The sequence below is a fragment of the Serratia sp. CY47444 genome (assembly GCF_052168635.1).
Classification (GTDB): domain Bacteria; phylum Pseudomonadota; class Gammaproteobacteria; order Enterobacterales; family Enterobacteriaceae; genus Serratia; species Serratia bockelmannii.
The window spans coordinates 15,921-35,046 of record NZ_JBJNMH010000009.1; the positions used below are offsets into that span (position 1 = coordinate 15,921).

Annotated in this window: 24 protein-coding genes; 19 read left to right on the forward strand and 5 right to left on the reverse strand. The window is 59.4% G+C overall.

The window, feature by feature from the left end; genetic code table 11:
• Positions 1-68: 68 nt before the first annotated feature.
• The 11 genes from hfq (at position 69) to ACJ8IL_RS13480 (ending at position 11,940) form a co-directional block, all read left to right on the forward strand.
• Positions 69-377, forward strand: a complete 309-nt coding sequence (gene hfq, locus ACJ8IL_RS13430) for an RNA chaperone Hfq (protein ID WP_004933678.1) — start codon at positions 69-71, stop codon at positions 375-377.
• A 98-nt stretch (positions 378-475) separates the two neighbouring features.
• The gene (hflX, locus tag ACJ8IL_RS13435) at positions 476-1,756 is read left to right on the forward strand and encodes a ribosome rescue GTPase HflX (protein WP_147823156.1); all 1,281 of its coding nucleotides are present in this window, start codon (positions 476-478) and stop codon (positions 1,754-1,756) included.
• A 68-nt stretch (positions 1,757-1,824) separates the two neighbouring features.
• On the forward strand, positions 1,825-3,075 hold the full coding sequence (gene hflK / locus ACJ8IL_RS13440) for an FtsH protease activity modulator HflK (RefSeq protein ID WP_025305021.1): 1,251 nt from the start codon (positions 1,825-1,827) through the stop codon (positions 3,073-3,075).
• A 3-nt stretch (positions 3,076-3,078) separates the two neighbouring features.
• Positions 3,079-4,083 (forward strand): protease modulator HflC, encoded by a 1,005-nt coding sequence (gene hflC / locus ACJ8IL_RS13445; RefSeq protein ID WP_004933669.1) that lies wholly within the window; start codon positions 3,079-3,081, stop codon positions 4,081-4,083.
• Positions 4,084-4,146: 63 nt separating this feature from the next.
• Positions 4,147-4,347, forward strand: a complete 201-nt coding sequence (locus tag ACJ8IL_RS13450; RefSeq protein WP_004933666.1) for a DUF2065 domain-containing protein — start codon at positions 4,147-4,149, stop codon at positions 4,345-4,347.
• A 98-nt stretch (positions 4,348-4,445) separates the two neighbouring features.
• Positions 4,446-5,744, forward strand: a complete 1,299-nt coding sequence (locus ACJ8IL_RS13455; RefSeq protein ID WP_025305022.1) for an adenylosuccinate synthase — start codon at positions 4,446-4,448, stop codon at positions 5,742-5,744.
• Between the two features lie 233 nt (positions 5,745-5,977).
• The gene (nsrR, locus tag ACJ8IL_RS13460; RefSeq protein WP_025305023.1) at positions 5,978-6,403 is read left to right on the forward strand and encodes a nitric oxide-sensing transcriptional repressor NsrR; all 426 of its coding nucleotides are present in this window, start codon (positions 5,978-5,980) and stop codon (positions 6,401-6,403) included.
• A gap of 59 nt (positions 6,404-6,462) precedes the next feature.
• The gene (rnr, locus tag ACJ8IL_RS13465; protein ID WP_049208605.1) at positions 6,463-8,937 is read left to right on the forward strand and encodes a ribonuclease R; all 2,475 of its coding nucleotides are present in this window, start codon (positions 6,463-6,465) and stop codon (positions 8,935-8,937) included.
• 61 nt (positions 8,938-8,998) lie between these two features.
• On the forward strand, positions 8,999-9,730 hold the full coding sequence (gene rlmB, locus ACJ8IL_RS13470) for a 23S rRNA (guanosine(2251)-2'-O)-methyltransferase RlmB (protein ID WP_025305025.1): 732 nt from the start codon (positions 8,999-9,001) through the stop codon (positions 9,728-9,730).
• Between the two features lie 116 nt (positions 9,731-9,846).
• Complete coding sequence (locus ACJ8IL_RS13475; RefSeq protein WP_060433975.1) at positions 9,847-11,475, forward strand: isovaleryl-CoA dehydrogenase; 1,629 nt, start codon at positions 9,847-9,849, stop codon at positions 11,473-11,475.
• A gap of 66 nt (positions 11,476-11,541) precedes the next feature.
• Entirely contained in the window at positions 11,542-11,940 is a 399-nt protein-coding gene (locus ACJ8IL_RS13480) for a DUF350 domain-containing protein (RefSeq protein WP_016929354.1), read from the forward strand.
• On the opposite strand, the gene ACJ8IL_RS13485 is transcribed toward ACJ8IL_RS13480, so the two are convergent.
• Positions 11,937-12,212 (reverse strand): DUF1471 domain-containing protein, encoded by a 276-nt coding sequence (locus ACJ8IL_RS13485; protein ID WP_025305027.1) that lies wholly within the window; start codon positions 12,210-12,212, stop codon positions 11,937-11,939. The two genes, ACJ8IL_RS13480 and ACJ8IL_RS13485, sit on opposite strands and share 4 nt — an antisense overlap.
• Positions 12,213-12,335: 123 nt before the next feature.
• Positions 12,336-12,644: a biofilm peroxide resistance protein BsmA gene (gene bsmA / locus ACJ8IL_RS13490; RefSeq protein ID WP_164068210.1), complete on the reverse strand. Its 309-nt coding sequence runs from the start codon at positions 12,642-12,644 to the stop codon at positions 12,336-12,338.
• A 127-nt stretch (positions 12,645-12,771) separates the two neighbouring features.
• Here bsmA and yjfP point away from each other — a divergent pair, with 127 nt between their 5' ends.
• Complete coding sequence (gene yjfP / locus ACJ8IL_RS13495; protein ID WP_442516594.1) at positions 12,772-13,524, forward strand: esterase; 753 nt, start codon at positions 12,772-12,774, stop codon at positions 13,522-13,524.
• 123 nt (positions 13,525-13,647) lie between these two features.
• Positions 13,648-14,022: a hypothetical protein gene (locus tag ACJ8IL_RS13500; protein WP_404758506.1), complete on the forward strand. Its 375-nt coding sequence runs from the start codon at positions 13,648-13,650 to the stop codon at positions 14,020-14,022.
• Between the two features lie 99 nt (positions 14,023-14,121).
• Here ACJ8IL_RS13500 and ACJ8IL_RS13505 read toward each other — a convergent pair whose 3' ends face one another.
• The gene (locus tag ACJ8IL_RS13505) at positions 14,122-14,388 is read right to left on the reverse strand and encodes a DUF1471 domain-containing protein (protein WP_043139300.1); all 267 of its coding nucleotides are present in this window, start codon (positions 14,386-14,388) and stop codon (positions 14,122-14,124) included.
• A 454-nt stretch (positions 14,389-14,842) separates the two neighbouring features.
• On the opposite strand from ACJ8IL_RS13505, the gene rpsF reads away from it, so the two are divergent.
• The 5 genes from rpsF to ACJ8IL_RS13530 all read left to right on the forward strand — a co-directional run bounded on the left by rpsF (position 14,843) and on the right by ACJ8IL_RS13530 (position 16,756).
• Positions 14,843-15,241 (forward strand): 30S ribosomal protein S6, encoded by a 399-nt coding sequence (gene rpsF, locus ACJ8IL_RS13510; RefSeq protein WP_004933634.1) that lies wholly within the window; start codon positions 14,843-14,845, stop codon positions 15,239-15,241.
• Between the two features lie 8 nt (positions 15,242-15,249).
• The gene (gene priB, locus ACJ8IL_RS13515; protein ID WP_049233092.1) at positions 15,250-15,567 is read left to right on the forward strand and encodes a primosomal replication protein N; all 318 of its coding nucleotides are present in this window, start codon (positions 15,250-15,252) and stop codon (positions 15,565-15,567) included.
• Between the two features lie 4 nt (positions 15,568-15,571).
• Positions 15,572-15,799 (forward strand): 30S ribosomal protein S18, encoded by a 228-nt coding sequence (rpsR, locus tag ACJ8IL_RS13520; RefSeq protein WP_000135199.1) that lies wholly within the window; start codon positions 15,572-15,574, stop codon positions 15,797-15,799.
• Between the two features lie 39 nt (positions 15,800-15,838).
• Entirely contained in the window at positions 15,839-16,291 is a 453-nt protein-coding gene (gene rplI / locus ACJ8IL_RS13525; RefSeq protein ID WP_004933629.1) for a 50S ribosomal protein L9, read from the forward strand.
• A gap of 111 nt (positions 16,292-16,402) precedes the next feature.
• The gene (locus tag ACJ8IL_RS13530) at positions 16,403-16,756 is read left to right on the forward strand and encodes a DUF488 domain-containing protein (protein ID WP_025305032.1); all 354 of its coding nucleotides are present in this window, start codon (positions 16,403-16,405) and stop codon (positions 16,754-16,756) included.
• A 3-nt stretch (positions 16,757-16,759) separates the two neighbouring features.
• Here ACJ8IL_RS13530 and ACJ8IL_RS13535 read toward each other — a convergent pair whose 3' ends face one another.
• Complete coding sequence (locus ACJ8IL_RS13535) at positions 16,760-17,431, reverse strand: OapA family protein (RefSeq protein WP_060433981.1); 672 nt, start codon at positions 17,429-17,431, stop codon at positions 16,760-16,762.
• A gap of 267 nt (positions 17,432-17,698) precedes the next feature.
• Here ACJ8IL_RS13535 and fklB point away from each other — a divergent pair, with 267 nt between their 5' ends.
• On the forward strand, positions 17,699-18,319 hold the full coding sequence (gene fklB / locus ACJ8IL_RS13540; protein ID WP_004933618.1) for an FKBP-type peptidyl-prolyl cis-trans isomerase: 621 nt from the start codon (positions 17,699-17,701) through the stop codon (positions 18,317-18,319).
• A 43-nt stretch (positions 18,320-18,362) separates the two neighbouring features.
• On the opposite strand, the gene ytfE is transcribed toward fklB, so the two are convergent.
• Positions 18,363-19,028 (reverse strand): iron-sulfur cluster repair protein YtfE, encoded by a 666-nt coding sequence (gene ytfE / locus ACJ8IL_RS13545; RefSeq protein ID WP_025305034.1) that lies wholly within the window; start codon positions 19,026-19,028, stop codon positions 18,363-18,365.
• Between the last annotated feature and the right edge of the window lie 98 nt (positions 19,029-19,126).

Here is a 19,126-nt window from a genome sequence, read left to right on the forward strand (position 1 = left end):
TTACGTCGTTTATTTTAGAGCCGACAGGTTCTTAGTTACAAACAACAAGCAAATAAGGAAAAGATAGAATGGCTAAGGGGCAATCTTTGCAAGATCCGTTCCTGAACGCATTGCGTCGTGAACGTGTTCCGGTTTCTATTTATTTGGTGAATGGTATTAAGCTGCAAGGCCAGATTGAGTCTTTTGACCAGTTTGTCATCCTGTTGAAGAACACGGTTAGCCAGATGGTGTACAAGCACGCTATCTCTACCGTTGTCCCGTCACGCCCGGTCTCGCATCACAGCAACAATCCGAGCGGCGGTTCAAGCAACTATCACCATGGTAACAATCCGTCTGCGCAGCAACAGCCGCAGCAGGAAAGCGATGACGCTGAATAAAGCGCGTTGCAAGTCAACCATGACGGGGAGCATAAGCAGCCGCGGGCTGTTTATGTCCCCCAAACTCACGGTGAGTGTCCGTTTGAGAGGTTGCACGCTTGTTTGACCGTTATGAAGCCGGTGAGCAGGCCGTACTGGTTCATATCTATTTCTCGCAAGACAAAGATACGGAAGATCTCAGCGAGTTCGAATCGCTGGTCTCCTCAGCCGGTGTCGAAGCTTTGCAAGTGGTGACTGGTAGCCGCAAAGCCCCGCATCCGAAGTACTTTGTCGGCGAAGGAAAGGCCGAAGAAATTGCAGATGCGGTGAAAGCCAGCGGCGCGTCTGTTGTCCTGTTTGATCATTCCCTTTCCCCGGCGCAGGAAAGAAACCTCGAGCGCCTGTGCGAATGCCGGGTGATCGATCGCACCGGGCTGATTTTAGACATCTTCGCCCAGCGTGCCCGCACCCATGAAGGTAAGCTGCAGGTGGAGCTGGCGCAGTTGCGTCACATCGCCACGCGTCTGGTACGCGGTTGGACGCACCTGGAGCGGCAAAAAGGGGGGATTGGCCTGCGCGGGCCGGGGGAAACCCAGCTTGAGACCGACCGTCGCCTGTTGCGCGATCGCATCAGCTTGATTCTGCGCCGCCTGGAGCGGGTAGAAAAGCAGCGTGAACAAGGCCGACGCGCGCGGACCCGTGCCGATGTGCCGACCGTATCGCTGGTGGGCTACACCAACGCCGGCAAATCCACCCTGTTTAACCGAATAACGTCTGCCGAGGTGTATGCGGCGGACCAGCTATTTGCCACCCTGGATCCTACGTTGCGGCGCATTGACGTGCCGGACGTGGGGGATACCGTGTTGGCGGATACCGTAGGCTTTATCCGGCACCTGCCGCACGATCTGGTGGCCGCCTTCAAGGCGACGCTGCAGGAAACGCGCCAGGCGTCTTTGCTACTGCACGTCATCGATGCCGCAGATCCGCGCGTCGATGAGAACATCGAAGCGGTGAACACCGTGCTGGCGGAGATAGACTCGGATGAAATTCCTACACTGTTAGTGATGAACAAAATAGATATGCTGGACGATTTTGTGCCGCGTATCGACCGCAACGACGAAAACCTGCCGATCCGGGTGTGGCTGTCCGCCGCCAGCGGAGAGGGTATTCCGTTGCTGTATCAGGCGTTGACGGAGCGCTTATCGGGGGAGATCGCGCATTACGAATTGCGCTTACCGCCACGGGCAGGCCGTCTTCGCAGCCGTTTTTACCAGCTTCAGGCGATTGAAAAAGAGTGGAACGAAGAGGACGGCAGCATTGGCGTGGTGGTGCGAATGCCGATCGTCGAATGGCGTCGTCTCTGCAAGCAAGAACAGGACCTGATTGACTTTATCGTATGATCATATCCTGTTACATTTATGCTTCGCGAAAGCCTGAAGTACCCAATCACAGAATATGGAGCTAAAACATGGCGTGGAATCAGCCCGGTAATAACGGACAGGACCGCGACCCGTGGGGGAGCAGCAATAATAATGGCGGCAACTCTGGCGGTAACAACAAAGGCGGTCGTGATCAAGGGCCACCTGATTTGGACGATATCTTCCGCAAACTGAGCAAGAAATTGAGCGGTTTCGGCGGGGGCAAAGGCTCCAACAGCAATAGCGGCGGCACCGGCACCTCTGGTCCGGGCTTCAGCGGCCGCATTATCGGTATCGCGGCGGTTGCCGTGGTGGTGATCTGGGCCGCCAGCGGCTTCTACACCATCAAGGAAGCCGAACGCGGCGTTGTGACGCGTTTCGGTAAGTTCAGCCACCTGGTGCAGCCGGGCCTGAACTGGAAGCCGACCTTCATCGATGACGTGCGTCCGGTGAACGTGGAGTCCGTGCGCGAGCTGGCGGCGTCCGGCGTGATGCTGACCTCCGATGAAAACGTGGTGCGCGTGGAAATGAACGTGCAGTACCGCGTGACCAACCCGGAAGCGTACCTGTTCAGCGTCGTCAATGCCGACGACAGCCTGAGCCAGGCGACCGACAGCGCCCTGCGCGGCGTGATCGGCAAATACTCGATGGACCGCATCCTGACCGAAGGCCGTACCGTGGTGCGTAACGATACGCAGCGCATGTTGGAAGAGACTATTCGTCCTTACAACATGGGTATCACGTTGCTGGACGTCAACTTCCAGGCGGCGCGTCCACCGGAAGAGGTGAAGGCGTCGTTCGACGATGCGATCGCTGCGCGTGAGAACGAGCAGCAATACATCCGTGAAGCGGAAGCTTACGCCAACGAAGTTCAGCCGCGTGCGAACGGCCAGGCGCAGCGTCTGCTGGAAGACTCCAAGGCTTATAAAGACCGTACCGTCCTGGAAGCTCAGGGTGAGGTGGCGCGCTTTGCCAAGCTGTTGCCGGAATACAAGTCCGCACCGCAGATTACTCGCGAGCGTCTGTATATCGAAACCATGGAAAAAGTGCTGGGCCATACCCGTAAGGTGTTGGTGAGCGACAAAGGCAACAACCTGATGGTGCTGCCGCTGGATCAGATGCTGCGCGGTCAAGGCGCGGCAACGGAGAGCGGCAACAAGGATACCAGCCTGATTCGCCTCAATCCGAACCCTGCGCCGGCTGCCAACAGCAGCGCTCCGCGTACCAGCGGCGGTTCGATTATGGATCAGCGCCGGGCGAATGCGCAGCGTGACGACACCACTCGCGTAGGGAGAGAGTAATCAATGCGTAAGTCTTTTGTAGTTATTGTCCTCGCGGTGCTGGTGGTGCTGTACGCTTCGCTGTTCGTGGTGCAGGAAGGCCAGCGCGGCATCGTGCTGCGCTTCGGCAAGGTTCTGCGCGACGGCGAAAACAAGCCGCTGGTGTATGCGCCGGGTCTGCACCTCAAGATCCCGTTCATTGAGACCGTGAAGAACCTGGATGCGCGTATTCAGACCATGGACAACCAGGCCGATCGCTTCGTGACCAGCGAGAAGAAAGACCTGATCGTCGATTCCTATCTGAAGTGGCGCATCAGCGACTTCAGCCGCTACTATCTGGCGACCGGCGGCGGCGACGTCTCCCAGGCCGAAGTGCTGCTGAAACGCAAGTTCAGCGACCGTCTGCGTTCCGAAATCGGCCGTCTGGACGTGAAAGACATCGTGACCGACTCGCGCGGCAAGCTGATGTCTGACGTGCGTGACGCGCTGAACACCGGCACCGTGGGTGACGGCGAAGAAGTGGCGACCACCGAAGCCGATGACGCTATCGCCTCTGCGGCGGCGCGCGTTGAACGGGAAACCACCGGCAAACAGCCGCAGGTTAACCCGAACAGCATGGCGGCGTTGGGCATCGAGGTGATCGACGTACGTATCAAGCAGATCAACCTGCCGGCCGAAGTGTCCGACGCCATCTACCAGCGTATGCGCGCCGAGCGTGAAGCGGTAGCCCGTCGTCTGCGCTCGCAGGGCCAGGAAGAAGCTGAGAAACTGCGCGCCAGCGCGGACTACGAAGTGACCCGTACCTTGGCGGAAGCCGAGCGTCAGGCGCGTATCACCCGCGGTGAAGGCGATGCCGAAGCGGCTAAACTGTTCGCCAACGCGTTCAGCCAGGATCCGGACTTCTATGCCTTTATCCGCAGCCTGCGTGCCTATGAAGCCAGCTTCAAGGACAACCAGGACGTGCTGGTACTGAGCCCGGACAGCGATTTCTTCCGCTACATGAAGTCGCCTGATACCCTGCGCAAATAAGCGCGGCAGGCAATCTGACCGAGGGCCCGTTTACGCGGGCCCTTTCTCGTTTTTGGGGGATGCATGAACTCAACGATTTGGCTGGCGCTCGGGCTGGTCCTGGTGCTGGAAGGGTTAGGGCCGATGCTGTTTCCGCAGGCCTGGCGCAAAATGATTGTGGCGATGTCGCAGCTGCCGGACGCGACGCTGCGGCGATTTGGTGGTGGAATAGTGGTTGCGGGCTGCGTGATCTACTACATGTTGAGCGGCCGCACGGGTCTTTAAATTCTAGCCCAAAATTTATGCAATCGTATGCTAAAAGTGCTGAAAATCGAAAATTACGGTGGTAGAATCCATTTTTAAGCAATCGGTGATTTTGAAAAATGGGTAAGAACGTCGTCGTACTGGGCACCCAATGGGGTGACGAAGGTAAAGGCAAGGTTGTAGACCTGCTGACTGAACGGGCTCAATATGTTGTGCGCTACCAAGGTGGCCATAACGCTGGCCACACTCTGGTAATCAACGGTGAAAAAACCGTCCTTCATTTAATTCCTTCAGGTATTCTGCGTGAAAACGTCACCAGCATCATCGGCAACGGTGTTGTTCTGGCGCCGGACGCGTTGATGAAAGAAATGGGTGAACTCGAAGCGCGTGGCATCCCGGTACGCGAACGTCTGTTACTCTCTGAAGCTTGCCCGCTGATCCTGCCTTACCACGTTGCGTTGGACAACGCGCGTGAGAAAGCGCGCGGCGCGAAAGCGATCGGCACCACCGGTCGCGGCATTGGCCCGGCTTACGAAGATAAAGTGGCTCGTCGCGGCCTGCGCGTCAGCGACCTGTTCAATAAAGAAACCTTCGCCGTTAAGCTGAAAGAGATCGTCGATTACCACAACTTCCAGCTGGTCAACTACTACAAAGTTGAAGCCGTCGATTATCAGGCGACGCTGGACTACGTACTGTCTATCGCCGACATCCTGACCGCCATGGTGGTTGACGTTTCCGAACTGCTGGACGGCGCACGCAAGCGTGGCGACCTGATCATGTTCGAAGGCGCTCAGGGCACCCTGCTGGATATCGACCACGGTACTTATCCGTACGTGACCTCTTCCAACACCACTGCCGGCGGCGTGGCTACCGGTTCCGGCATCGGCCCACGTTATGTGGACTACGTGCTGGGCATCGTGAAAGCCTACTCCACTCGCGTGGGTGCAGGCCCGTTCCCAACCGAACTGTTCGATGAAACCGGCGAGTACCTGTGCAAGCAGGGTAACGAGTTCGGCGCCACTACCGGCCGTCGTCGTCGTACCGGCTGGTTGGACGCGGTAGCGGTGCGTCGTGCCGTGCAGATCAACTCCCTGTCCGGCTTCTGCCTGACCAAACTGGACGTCCTGGACGGCCTGAAAGAAGTGAAGATCTGCGTGGGCTACCGCATGCCGGACGGCCGCGAAGTGGACACCACTCCGCTGGCGGCTGAAGGTTGGGAAGGCATCGAGCCTATCTACGAAATCATGCCGGGCTGGAGCGAAACGACCTTTGGCGTGAAAGAGCACAGCAAGTTGCCTCAGGCTGCGCTGAACTACATCAAGCGCATCGAAGAAGTGACCGGCGTACCGGTAGACATCATCTCTACTGGCCCGGACCGCAGCGAAACCATGATCCTGCGCGACCCGTTCGACGCATAATCAGGCTTTGCGGCATTAAACAAACCGGGCGCGTCCCGGTTTGTTTTTATCCTGACTCCCTCCGATTGCGGTTTCACGTCAAAAAATCCTTTCATAAACTCGCCTTAGGGCGCGGGATCCGCTAAATAATTAGCGACGAACTCTCCGGCTGGTTTATTATCCAATGAGTAATCTTTTGAATAGCGCCGAAAAGCGGCGTATCAGACGGGTAAAGTGATACCCAGAGGTAAGATGTGCAGTTAACAAGTTTTACTGATTATGGCCTGCGGGCGTTGATCTACATGGCCTCGTTGCCGCAGGACAAGATGACCAACATCTCGGAAGTGACTGAGGTTTATGGCGTGTCCCGCAACCATATGGTGAAGATCATCAATCAGTTGAGCCGGGTCGGTTTTGTCACGGCGGTGCGCGGCAAGCATGGCGGCATTCGTTTGGGTAAACCGGCCGAGAGCATTCGCCTCGGTGACGTCGTGCGGGCGCTGGAGCCGCTTGCGCTGGTTAACTGCAGCAGTGATTTTTGCCACATCACCCCTGCCTGCCGATTGAAGCAGGTGCTCCAACAGGGCGTACAGAATTTCCTTGAAGAGCTGGATAAGCATACGTTGGCCGACATGGTCGAAGACAATCCGCCGCTCTACAAGCTATTGCTTGTCGAATAAAACGACGTTGAGAAGACAAGGCTCAACGTCATCCTGCTGATGACAACGGAGGAACCGCAATGTCACAAGATCCATTCCTGGAACGAGAAGCAGAAAAATACGAATCCCCTATCCCCAGCCGTGAATATATCCTGGCCCATTTGGCGAAACGAGAAACGCCGGCCAGCCGCGAAGAACTGGGCAACGAACTGGGCCTCAGCGGTGAAGAGCAGCTGGAAGCGCTGCGCCGCCGCCTGCGCGCCATGGAGCGCGATGGCCAGTTAGTGTTTACCCGCCGCCAGTGCTACGCGCTGCCGGAACGTTTGGATCTGCTGCGCGGCACGGTGATCGGCCACCGCGACGGCTACGGCTTCCTGCGCGTTGAAGGCAGCAAAGACGATCTGTACCTGTCTGCCGAACAGATGAAAATGGCGATCCACGGTGATGTGGTGCTGGCGCAGGCGCTGGGTGCGGACCGTAAAGGGCGCCGCGAAGCGCGCATCGTGCGCGTGCTGGTGCCGAAAACCAGCCAGATTGTCGGCCGCTTCTTCATGGACGCCGGTACCGGCTTCGTGGTGCCGGACGACAGCCGTCTGAGCTTCGATATTCTGATCCCGGCGGACAGCGTCAGCGGCGCGCGCATGGGCTTTATGGTGGTGGTGGAGCTGACTCAGCGCCCGACCCGCCGTACTAAGGCGGTCGGCAAGATCGTCGAGATCCTCGGCGACAAAATGGGCACCAGCATGGCGGTGGACATCGCGCTGCGCACCCATGAGATCCCGCATACCTGGCCGCCGCAGGTGGAAAAGCAGGTGGCCGATCTCAGCGAGCAGGTGCCGGAAGCGGCCAAGAAGGGCCGCGTCGATCTGCGCAAACTGCCGTTGGTCACCATCGACGGTGAAGATGCGCGCGACTTCGACGACGCCGTGTACTGCGAGAAAAAACGCGGCGGCGGCTGGCGCCTGTGGGTCGCGATCGCCGACGTCAGCTACTATGTGCGTCCACGCACCGCGCTGGATGACGAAGCGCGCAGCCGTGGCAACTCGGTCTACTTCCCGTCGCAGGTGATCCCGATGCTGCCGGAAGTGCTGTCCAACGGACTGTGCTCCCTGAACCCACAGGTCGATCGCCTGTGCATGGTATGCGAGATGACCATCTCTGCCCAGGGGCGCCTGTCCACGGCCAAATTCTACGAGGCGGTGATGAGCTCGCACGCCCGCCTGACCTATAACAAGGTGTGGCACATTCTGCAGGGCGATCAGGAGCTGCGCGAGCATTACCACCCGCTGGTCAAGCACCTGGAAGAGCTGCACGCGATGTATAAGGTGCTGGATAAGGCGCGCGCCGAGCGCGGCGGCATCGCGTTTGAAACCGAAGAAGCCAAATTCATCTTCAACGCTGAACGCCGCATCGAGCGCGTGGAGCCGACGGTGCGCAACGACGCCCACAAGCTGATCGAAGAGTGCATGATCATGGCCAACGTGGCGGCCGCGCGCTTTGTCGAGAAACGCAACGAGCCGGCGCTGTACCGCGTGCACGATCGTCCGAGCGATGACCACATCTCCGCGCTGCGCAGCGTGCTGAGCGAGCTGGGGCTGACGCTGGGCGGCGGCAACAAGCCGCAGCCGAAGGACTATGCGGTGCTGATGGATGAAGTGTCCGAGCGCCCTGACCACGAAATGCTGCAAACCATGTTGCTGCGTTCGATGAAGCAGGCGATTTACGATCCGGAAAACCGCGGCCACTTCGGTCTGGCGCTGGCGTCTTACGGCCACTTCACCTCGCCTATCCGTCGTTATCCGGATCTGGCGCTGCACCGCGCGATCAAATACCAGCTGGCCAAAGAACACGGCGAGCCGAAAGAGCGCTGGACGCCGACCGGCGGCTGGCACAGCGAATTCGAAGAGATGCTGCAGCTGGGCGAGCACTGTTCGATGACCGAGCGCCGTGCGGATGAAGCGACGCGCAACGTCGCCGACTGGCTGAAGTGCGACTTCATGCAGGATCACGTCGGTGAAGTGTTCAGCGGCATCATCTCCAGCGTGACCGGCTTCGGCTTCTTCGTGCGCCTGAACGATCTGTTCATCGACGGGCTGGTGCACGTATCAACGCTGGATAATGATTACTATCGCTACGATAATATCGGCCAGCGCCTGATCGGCGAATCTTCTGGCACGGTCTATCGCCTGGGAGATACGGTGGAGATCCGCGTGGATGCGGTGCATATGGACGAGCGCAAGATCGACTTCGCGCTGGTATCCAGCACCCGTAAAGCGCGCGGTGAAGGCAAAACCGAGCGCGATCGCGCCAAGAAGGGCGGCCAGCGCACGCTGCGCGACAACGGTAGCGCGGGGCGCGGCAAGCGCCGTGGCGGCAAACCGCCAGCCAACTTCGAACCGGACAGCGCCTTCCGCAAGCAGGATGACACCAAGCCTGCGGACAACGTGAAGAAGGCGAAAAAGAAAGCCAAGAAAGCGTCCGACAAAACGCGGAAAATCGCGGCGGCGACCAAAGCCAAACGCGCAGCCAAGAAGAAAGGTGCCGAGCAGGCTTAACCTGCCGCACATCGTTATCATCGGCCGGTTATCGCCGGCCGCACGAATTTAAAAGAGCATCATGAGCGAAATTATTTACGGCATCCACGCCGTCAAAGCCCTGTTAGAGCGCGATCCGCAACGCTTCCTGGAAGTGTTTATCCTGAAAGGCCGCGAAGATCGCCGTCTGCAACCGCTGATCGCCGAGCTGGAAGCGACCGGCATCGTGATCCAGGTGGCGAACCGCCAATGGCTGGATGACAAGGTTGAAGGCGCGGTGCACCAGGGGATCATCGCCCGGGTGCGCGAAGGGCGTCAGTATCAGGAGAACGATCTGCCGGGCCTGCTGGAAAGCGTGGCGACCCCGTTCCTGCTGGTGCTGGACGGCGTGACCGACCCGCATAACCTCGGTGCCTGCCTGCGCAGCGCCGACGCAGCCGGCGTGCACGCGGTGATCGTGCCGCGCGACCGTTCCGCCCAGCTGAACGCCACCGCCAAGAAAGTGGCCTGTGGTGCCGCCGAAAACGTGCCGTTGATCCGCGTGACCAACCTGGCACGTACGCTGCGTCTGCTGCAAGAGATGAATGTCTGGGTGGTGGGCACCGCCGGCGAAGCCGACCATACGCTGTATCAGAGCAAAATGACCGGCCCGATGGCGCTGGTGATGGGCGCGGAAGGCGAAGGCATGCGTCGCCTGACTCGCGAACACTGCGACGAGCTGATCAGCATCCCGATGGCCGGCACCGTCTCTTCGCTGAACGTGTCGGTCGCCACCGGCATCTGCCTGTTCGAAGCGGTGCGTCAGCGCGGCTGATTCTTCTGACGGGGGCCCCGTGCCCCCGTTAATTCCCCCTCTTGTGATCCCGCCTGCGGCAGAAATCTCTGCGCCGACCATACTTATCCCTGACGCTTTTTTCAGGGAGCACTCTCATGGTCTGGACTACGCACACCGTTTTTAACCAACCCAAGCCGCTGGGCAACAGCAACCTGTTTCTCTCCGATACGCCGCTGCGCGAAGCGTTGCAGCGTGAACAAGGCGGTTGGGACGCCGAGGTATTGGCCTCGCTGGGCCAGCAGCTCGGTACCCAGGAGTCGCTGGAGCTGGGGCGGCTGGCTAACGCCAACCCGCCGGAACTGTTGCGCTACGACGCCACTGGCCAGCGGCTGGACGACGTTCGCTTTCACCCCGCCTGGCATATTCTGATGCAGGGCCTGATCGCCAATCGGGTGCACAACCTGCCCTGGCAGGAGGATGCGCGCATCGGTTCCTTCGTGGCGCGCGCCGCGCGCTTTATGCTGCATGCGCAGGTCGAGGCCGGCACGCTGTGCCCGGTGACCATGACCTTCGGCGCCACGCCGCTGTTGCTGCAGGCTTTACCGGCCGAGTTTCGCTCCTGGCTGACGCCGCTGCTGTCGGACCGTTATGACGCTCACCTGCTGCCGGGCGGGCAAAAGCGCGGCCTGCTGATCGGCATGGGCATGACGGAGAAACAGGGCGGCTCCGATGTCTTGAGCAATACCACCACCGCCACGCCGCTCGGCGCGCGCGGGCCGGGCGAAGCCTACCGGCTGGTGGGGCACAAGTGGTTCTTCTCGGTGCCGCAGAGCGATGCGCACCTGGTGCTGGCGCAGGCCGAAGGCGGGCTGTCCTGCTTCTTCCTGCCGCGCATTTTGCCGGACGGCAGCCGCAACGCCATTCGCCTTGAGCGGTTGAAAGACAAGCTGGGCAACCGCTCCAACGCCAGCAGCGAGGTGGAGTTTCAGGACGCCACGGCCTGGCTGCTGGGCGATGAGGGCGACGGCGTGCGGCATATCCTGAAGATGGGCGGCCTGACCCGTTTCGACTGTTCGCTGGGCAGCCACGGCCTGATGCGCCGCGGGCTGTCGGTGGCGCTGTATCATGCTCTGCAGCGGCAGGCGTTCGGCAAGCTGTTGATAGAACAACCGCTGATGCGCCAGGTCTTGGCGCGCATGGCGCTGCGGCTGGAAGGGCATACCGCGTTGCTGTTCCGGCTGGCTCGCGCCTGGGAAAGCCGCAGCAATGAAGGCGAACTGATCTACAGCCGTCTGCTGACGCCGGCGGCCAAATACAGCATTTGCCGCCAGGGCATGCCGTTCATCGCCGAGGCGATGGAGGTGCTGGGCGGCATCGGTTACTGCGAGGAGAGTGAACTGCCGCGCCTGTACCGTGAAATGCCGGTGAACAGCATCTGGGAGGGCTCTGGCAACATCATGTGTCTGGACGTGTTGCGCAGCCTGCACAAACTGCCGGGCGCGCTCGAGATGTTGCAGTTCGAGCTGCAGCCGGTGCGCGGCCAGAATCGGTTGTTCGATCGCGCCTGGCGGCAGTGGCAGCAGCGTGCCCGGCAACCGCGTGAAGAGATGGGGCGGCTGCTGACCCAGCAGCTGTTCGACCTGTGCTGCGCCGCGCAGCTGCTGCAGCACGCCAGCCCGCAGATCGCCGACGCCTGGTGTCATCTGACGCTGGATCACCGTGGCGAGAGCCTGCTGTCGGCCGAGGTGTGCGAACTGCTGCTGAGTCGCGCCATCGGCGGTTAGGGAAAAGGGTGGCGCCCGGCGGCGAAAACCTTTTTAATTCAGCCTCACTCTGACAGGAAAATGCACATGGATATTCTCAGCGCGTTGGCGGCGTTTGCCTCTTACTTCTTCAGCGGCTTCGCCATGATTTTGGTGTTTCTGTTCGTCTATACCCGTATCACCCCGCACGATGAATGGGCGCTGATCAAGGCCGATAATCAATCCGCCGCCTTTGCTTTCATCGGCGCCTGCCTGGGGTATGTGATCCCGTTGGCCAGCGCGGCGATCAACTCGATCAGCCTGCTGGATTACCTGCTGTGGGGCGTAGTGGCGCTGGTGGTGCAACTCTTGCTGTTCGCGGCCGTGAAGATCTACATGCCGCGTATCAGCGAAAAGATCGAAGCGAATCACCTGGCCGCCGGGATTTTCCTGGGGGGCGTCTCCGTTAGCGGCGGCGTGTTGAATGCGGCTTGCATGAGCTATTAAAGGTATAAGATGGCGGAGGCGCGCCAGCCAAGCGGGTGCGCCTGTTCTTCCATCCGCAGGATGCGGTAATAGCTGGCGCCGTGTTGGTCGGCGGTGCGGGCAATGGCCAGTTCCGCTTCCTGCGGCGAACCGGGCAGATCGTTGAAAGTGATCTCGGCGATTTCACTGAGCGGCGTCACACGATCGGCGGGCGCCAGCTCGGCGGACTGTGCGCCGGTGCTGAGCAATCCCATGGAAAGCAAGAGGGAGGTGAGTGCGGTGGAGCGTTTCATGGCGTTCCCCTTCGTCAGATCCTGAATCGACACCCGCAACATGCGGCATGCTGTCCCTCAGTGTGCAACACCCTTCTTCAGCCAGTGCAAAGCCAGTGTAAATCTGCTTAAAAAATCCCCGCCTTAACGATACAGGATCGCCTGGGAATACCATTGGCCCGGCACGACGGTTTCGCTGTTCATGATGATCACGTAATAACGGGCGCCGGCGGCGGTGGCCTTGCGTTGGATCTCCGCTTCCACGTCCATCGGACTGCCGCGCACCACGGCGGTGATGGTACCGATTTTCACCAGCTCGGCGGTCTGCGCGCGGACGATCTCCTGCGCCTGTGCGGTGGGCGGCGGCGGCGGTTTCGGCGTGGTGGTCATGATGCCGCAGGCGGAAAGCTGTGCGGCCAGCGTCAGGGCGATGAGTGTGCGGACTAGCGTCATGGTGACCTCGAAAGTGCCGGTACGATGGCTTCAGTGTAACGCAATATAAGCTGGAACAGATTGAGCTAACGCTGGCTGGCGCAAGTTTGTCATGATTAAGGCCAACAGGTGGGTTGAGGATGAACGGATGATCGAAATTCATGACGAGCGGGTGGGCGATATTGCGGTGATCCATGCCGTTCCCGCCGGGCACTATCACCGGCCCTTGCCGACGGTGTTCTTCTGCCATGGCTATACCTCGTCGAAAGAGGTGTACGCCTACTTCGCCTATGCGCTGGCGCGTGCCGGTTTTCGGGCGGTGTTGCCGGATGCCGATCGGCACGGCGAGCGATTCGACGGCGATGAGGCGCAGCGCCTGGCGTCATTCTGGGAGATCCTGCGCAGCAATATCGACGAACTGCCGCAGATCAAGGCGCATTTCGAGCGGCTTGGCCTGATCGTCGACGGCCGCATCGGCGTCGCCGGCGCCTCAATGGGCGGCATGACCGCGCTGGGCGCCTTCGCGCGCTTTCCGTGGATCCGGGCGGCCGCCAGCCTGATGGGCTCAGGCTATTACCGTGCGCTGGCGCAAACGCTGTATCCGCCGTTGGGCGAAGAGGGCGAGGCACTCTCGCCGGCGGCGTTTGCGGCGCGCACCGCTGTGTTGGCGGAGTATGAGCTGGAAGGGCGTTTGGAGACGATCGCCGGGCGGCCGCTGCTGCTGTGGCACGGCGAGACGGACGACGTGGTGCCGGCGGCGGACAGCCTGCGTTTGGCGGCTGAACTGCGGCAGCAAGGCGCAGATGGCCGCTTGACGTCGTTCGTCGAGCCGGGCGTGAAGCACCGCATCACGCCGCTGGCGCTGTCCGCTACCACCGATTTCTTCCTCCGCGAGCTGTAATATGCATCCGGGCGCGATGCGTGGAATTGCGCCGCTCTCTGCGGGCTGTTTCGGTCATTGTTTGACGCATGGCGGAGGAGAATGTCAGCGTGAATTCTTTCAGGGCAGCAAGGAGCGGAGAGCATGATAAAGGGTATCAGCAATACGGCCGAGACAGCGCGCGGGCTGGTGGGAACGATGAAAGTGCGCGCCGATCTTAACTCAGCGGCCTTCAGCGAGATGTTGGGGGCAGCCGACGGCAAGGTGCGGCAAAACAAGGCGGATCCGCTGTCGCGCATCACCGCGCAGACGGTGCAAAAACTGACGGCGCTGTTTGCCTTCGCGCCGAAAGCGGCGGCCACTCACACCGCGGCGGCCGGTACGCTCTCCTTCGAGCAGCGGGTGACGCTGACGCAAGGCGCCGAGCTGCTGCAAACGCGGACAAACTATCTGCGGATGGCGCTGCAATTGCACAATCCGGGCAAAGCGTTCAGCGCGCCGGCGTTGCTCAAGCTGTGACAGGTGAGAAAGTGGAGCGCCCTACAAGCGGCGCTCCGGCGAGGATTGAGCGGGCTTTCTGATGAAGCCCTGGGGATTTCCCTGGCGTGGCGCGTCTTTTTAGCGGTACAGCTCGGCGCTGACGTGCATCGTGCTGTTGTCGCCCGGTTCGTGCAGGGCGATGATGCGATAAGAGGTCGCGCCGCGTTGATCGGCGATTTTACTGACCTGGCTGCTGGCGTCATCCGGCGAAACCACGTTCTGGTTCAGGGTGACGAAGCCAACGCTCTGGCGTTGATCGGCCTGGTGCGAGCTAATCTCCGTCGCGGCCATCACGTTGGCGGAGAATAGGGCGGCCAGCGCCGTCGCGAGAATAATGCGTTTCATAGTGCCTCTCTTAACCCTTTGCCGTTACGGCCTGACAGCGAGTGTCGCTGCGGCAAAAAGTCATTTATCTGCATTGAATAACCTGAAATCTTTTTCGTCGCGCTGTCTGCGGCGGATATGGTTAATTTTAGTCCGTTACTGCGGATTAAAAAGTGGGGTGTTTTGATGACCTCTTTCAAAAAAAATGAAATAGATTTGTGACTCAGCGCTGATTTCATTGAAAGATTTTTGAAACCCATGGATCGGCGTACATAGGTTCACCCACGAGCAAATCGTGCTATTTCCCATAGCGCCTCGCATTAACGCGAATAAAACCCACGCAGTCCTTGAGTTTCCCGCCCTGCGTCAGTATGATTACGCGTCATTTTTCAGCCGCACACTAAACACGTTCCTTGCTTCCATGGGCCGCGGTTGACCCTGACAGGAGGCTGAATAATCCGTAAGGAGCAATTCGATGCGTCATTACGAAATCGTTTTTATGGTCCATCCTGACCAAAGCGAACAGGTTCCGGGCATGATCGAGCGTTACAGTGCTACCATCACTAACGCGCAAGGTCAGATTCACCGTCTGGAAGACTGGGGCCGCCGTCAGCTGGCTTATCCGATCAACAAACTGCACAAAGCTCACTACGTTCTGCTGAACGTTGAAGCGCCGCAGGAAGCGATCGATGAGCTGGAAACTAACTTCCGCTTCAACGACGCCGTTATCCGCAGCATGGTTATGCGCGTTAAGCACGCGGTAACTGAAGCATCTCCGATGGTTAAAGCGAAAGACGAACGTCGTGGCGATCGCCGCGAAGACTTCGCTAACGAAACCGCAGATGATGCAGATGCTGGGGATTCTGAAGAGTAATTGCCGTCGTGACGGCTAATCGTCTGGTCTTGTCGGGCACTGTGTGCAAGGCGCCGGTTCGAAAAGTGAGTCCTTCCGGGATACCGCACTGCCAATTTGTGCTAGAGCACCGTTCGCAGCAGATGGAAGCCGGATTCAGCAGACAAGCATGGTGCCGAATGCCCGTGGTTGTCAGCGGACAACAGTCACAAGCACTAACTCAAAGATTAACGGTCGGCAGTCAGATTACCGTGCAAGGCTTTGTAAGCTGCCATCAAGGGCGCAACGGGCTGAGCAAATTGGTTCTGCATGCCGAGCAGATTGAATTGATAGATTCTGGAGACTAGCCAAATGGCACGTTATTTCCGTCGTCGCAAGTTCTGCCGTTTCACCGCGGAAGGCGTTCAAGAGATTGACTATAAAGACATCGCTACGCTGAAAAACTACATCACCGAAAGTGGTAAAATTGTACCGAGCCGTATCACCGGTACTCGTGCAAAATATCAGCGCCAGCTGGCCCGTGCTATCAAGCGCGCGCGCTACCTGTCTTTGTTGCCGTACACTGATCGTCATCAGTAATCGGCCACTGTCCATTAACGACTTTGAGAGGATAAGGTAATGCAAGTTATTCTGCTTGATAAAGTAGCAAACCTGGGCAGCCTGGGTGATCAAGTTAACGTTAAAGCGGGCTACGCTCGTAACTTCCTGGTACCACAGGGCAAAGCTGTTCCTGCTACCAAGAAAAACGTTGAGTTCTTCGAAGCACGCCGTGCTGAACTGGAAGCCAAACTGGCTGACGTTCTGGCTGCTGCTGAAGCTCGCGCAACCAAGATCAACGAACTGGGTTCAGTGACCATCGCTTCCAAATCTGGCGACGAAGGTAAACTGTTCGGCTCTATCGGCACCCGCGACATCGCTGACGCAGTGACTGCGGCAGGCGTTGAAGTTGCCAAGAGCGAAGTTCGTCTGCCGAACGGCGTTCTGCGTACCACTGGTGAGCACGAAGTGCACTTCCAGGTACACAGCGACGTGTTCGCACAGCTGAATGTAGTTGTGGTTGCAGAAGCGTAATTTACGCTGCTGTTAACCCGGTTAAAACGCCAGCCTCGCGCTGGCGTTTTGCTTTTCTGCGCCCGGCAAAACGCGCTACGCTTGAAGACGGGATGAAAAGGAGAGCGAGCGATGGCAAAGATTATGCTGCAGCGGGTTTATGACTTCAGCGCGCCGGCGCCGGAACACTGTTATCTGATAGACCGGCTATGGCCGCGCGGTATCAGCAAGGAGCGGCTGACGGGCGTGCAGTGGCTGAAACAGGTGGCGCCGGATGACGAACTGCGCAAGTGGTTCCATCAGCATACCGACCAGTGGACAGTCTTCGAAGAGCGTTACCGCCAACAGCTGGCTACCAACGACGCCTGGCAGCCGCTGGTGGCGCTCTTACGGCAGGGGAAAACGCTGACGCTGCTGTATGGCAGCAAGGACACCGAGCACAACCAGGGCGTGGTGCTGCGCGAGTTTTTGCTGGCGCAGCTGTAGGGATTAGCGTTCCCGGCGGTAGCTGCCGTCGGCCTGGCGGCGGAACAGCGCCTGGCTGTTGTCCACGGTGGTGACTGACAGCGCGTTAATCACGCCGTTAGCGTCGCGTTCGATACGCACTTCCTGGCCGGCTTTCATGTTGCTCAGCGGCTTGTCGCCGCCTTCCACCTGCGCCATGGCAAACACTTCATTTACCGGCAGATTGTTATCGCGAAACAGCTGGGCCAGGGTCTGGCCTGGCTGGATTTGGTAACGCTGCCAGTTGCCTGCCGGCGTCGGTTCGTTGGCTGAAGTGGTACCGCCGTCGTTTTGCAGATCGGCCTGCAGTGGCACGCTGGTTTCTTGGTGGGAGACCGGGAACGGCTGTCTTTCGGGCGAATAGGGCCACAGCAACGCCAACAGTAGGATGATGCCGAAGATCAGCACCCAGCGGCGGTGAAAGTAGGGCAGCGGCTCCATCCAATGGAAACCGTCCGGCAGATGCCAGACTTTGGCCAGCAGCGCTTTGACCTGCTGCATTTTGTCGTTGGCCGGCGGTGGCTCCGATGGCGGTTCCGCGCCTTCAGACGTGGGTGCGGCGCCCGGTTTCAGGCGCTGGCTGACGTTCAGCCAGGTGCGCAGCAGCGGCTGGTAGATGCGGGTGGTTTTCCTTCTCCTGGGCGCGATTCTGCCCATGGTGACCTCTCTTCGACGGCGTAATAATGAGCGCGGCGCGGCAAGCGCGTTGCCTGCCCGATATCCTGCTTTCAGTATAGTCCGCTAACTGATTGAAGTGAAAGGCGGCTGAGCGGCAGGGCCGGCGTTTGCGGCTGCGGGCGTTAACAGAAGGTTATTGTTTCTTTTTCTACGACAAAAGTCATCATTCTCCACACAAGATTTTACCCGGCATTGACGCGCTGTTATGCTGCGCTTTCGACTTTTTACAGACTTAAGGAAAACCCCATGACAACCCCTTCTTTTGACAGCGTTGAAGCGCAAGCAAGTTACGGGATTGGTTTACAGGTCGGCCAGCAGCTGCAAGAGTCCGGGCTGGAAGGTTTGCAACCGGAAGCTTTGCTGGCGGGTCTGCGCGACGCGCTGGAAGGGAATGCCCCGGCGGTTCCGGTAGACGTGGTGCACCGTGCGCTGCGTGAAATCCACGAGCGTGCGGATGCGGTGCGCCGCGAGCGCCAGCAGGCGATGGCCGTTGAAGGCCAGAAATTCCTGGACGACAACGCTAAGCGCGACGACGTGACGCTGACCGAGTCTGGCCTGCAGTTCTCCGTACTGGAGCAGGGCAACGGCCCAATCCCGTCCCGTCAGGATCGCGTGCGTGTGCACTACACCGGTCGTCTGATCAACGGCGACGTGTTCGACAGCTCGGTCGAGCGTGGCCAGCCGGCAGAATTCCCGGTCAGCGGCGTGATCCCAGGCTGGATTGAAGCGCTGACCCTGATGCCGGTCGGTTCCAAATGGCAGCTGTATATCCCGCACAACCTGGCCTACGGCGAACGTGGCGCAGGCGCGTCCATCCCGCCGTTCAGCGCGCTGGTGTTCGACGTCGAGCTGCTGGAAATCCTGTAATCCTACCGAAGATTGCTCTGGGCGCCTTTATGGCGCCCTTGTTTTATGCGCCGCTCAGCGCGCGCGGGAACAGCAGATTGTTTTCCAGGCTGATGTGCTCCATCAGATCGCCGATGAACTCGTCGAGGCCGTTGTACAGCGCCCGCCAGGTGGTGCAGGCGCCCTCCGGTGGCGTCACGTTATCGGTGAGGAACTTCACCACCTCCAGTTGTTCACCCGCCTCGTCATGCTCATGTTCCATCACTGAGATCGGTCCGGCGGCCTGCGGCCCCATGCCTTGTTTGATCAGCGGGAACAGGATCTGTTCCTCTTTCATCATGTGATTCTCCAGATCCAGGCGGATCAGGTTCAGCTGCTTCGCCAGTCCGCGCGGGCAGGTGGGTTTGTCACCGTGCACACGTTCGACTTTTTCCGCCATCAGCACCAGTTCGGCCAGCTGCTCGCGGTGCCGCTGATGAAAGCGCGGCAGAATGTAATCAATTACTTCACCGAGCGGCGCCGTGCGCCAGTCCCGACTCTGCTCCGGTGTGGCGGCCAAGGCGGCCAGTTCGTTTTCCAGTGTGTCGATATCCAGCCCTTTGCGCTCGGCGGCGCGTGCCAGCGATTGCCGGCCTCCGCAGCAGAAATCCAGCTGATGCTGGCGAAACAGGCGGGATGCCCGGGGAATGGCGATAGCGAGCGCGCCAAGGGATTGATTGCGGTAATCCATGGTAGTGCCTCTTTAAACGAAGGGATTTTATAACATGCATTTTAAATGCAATTTAAAGGGCGCGCCAGCGGGAAAATAGAGGTGATGGCCGGGGGAGT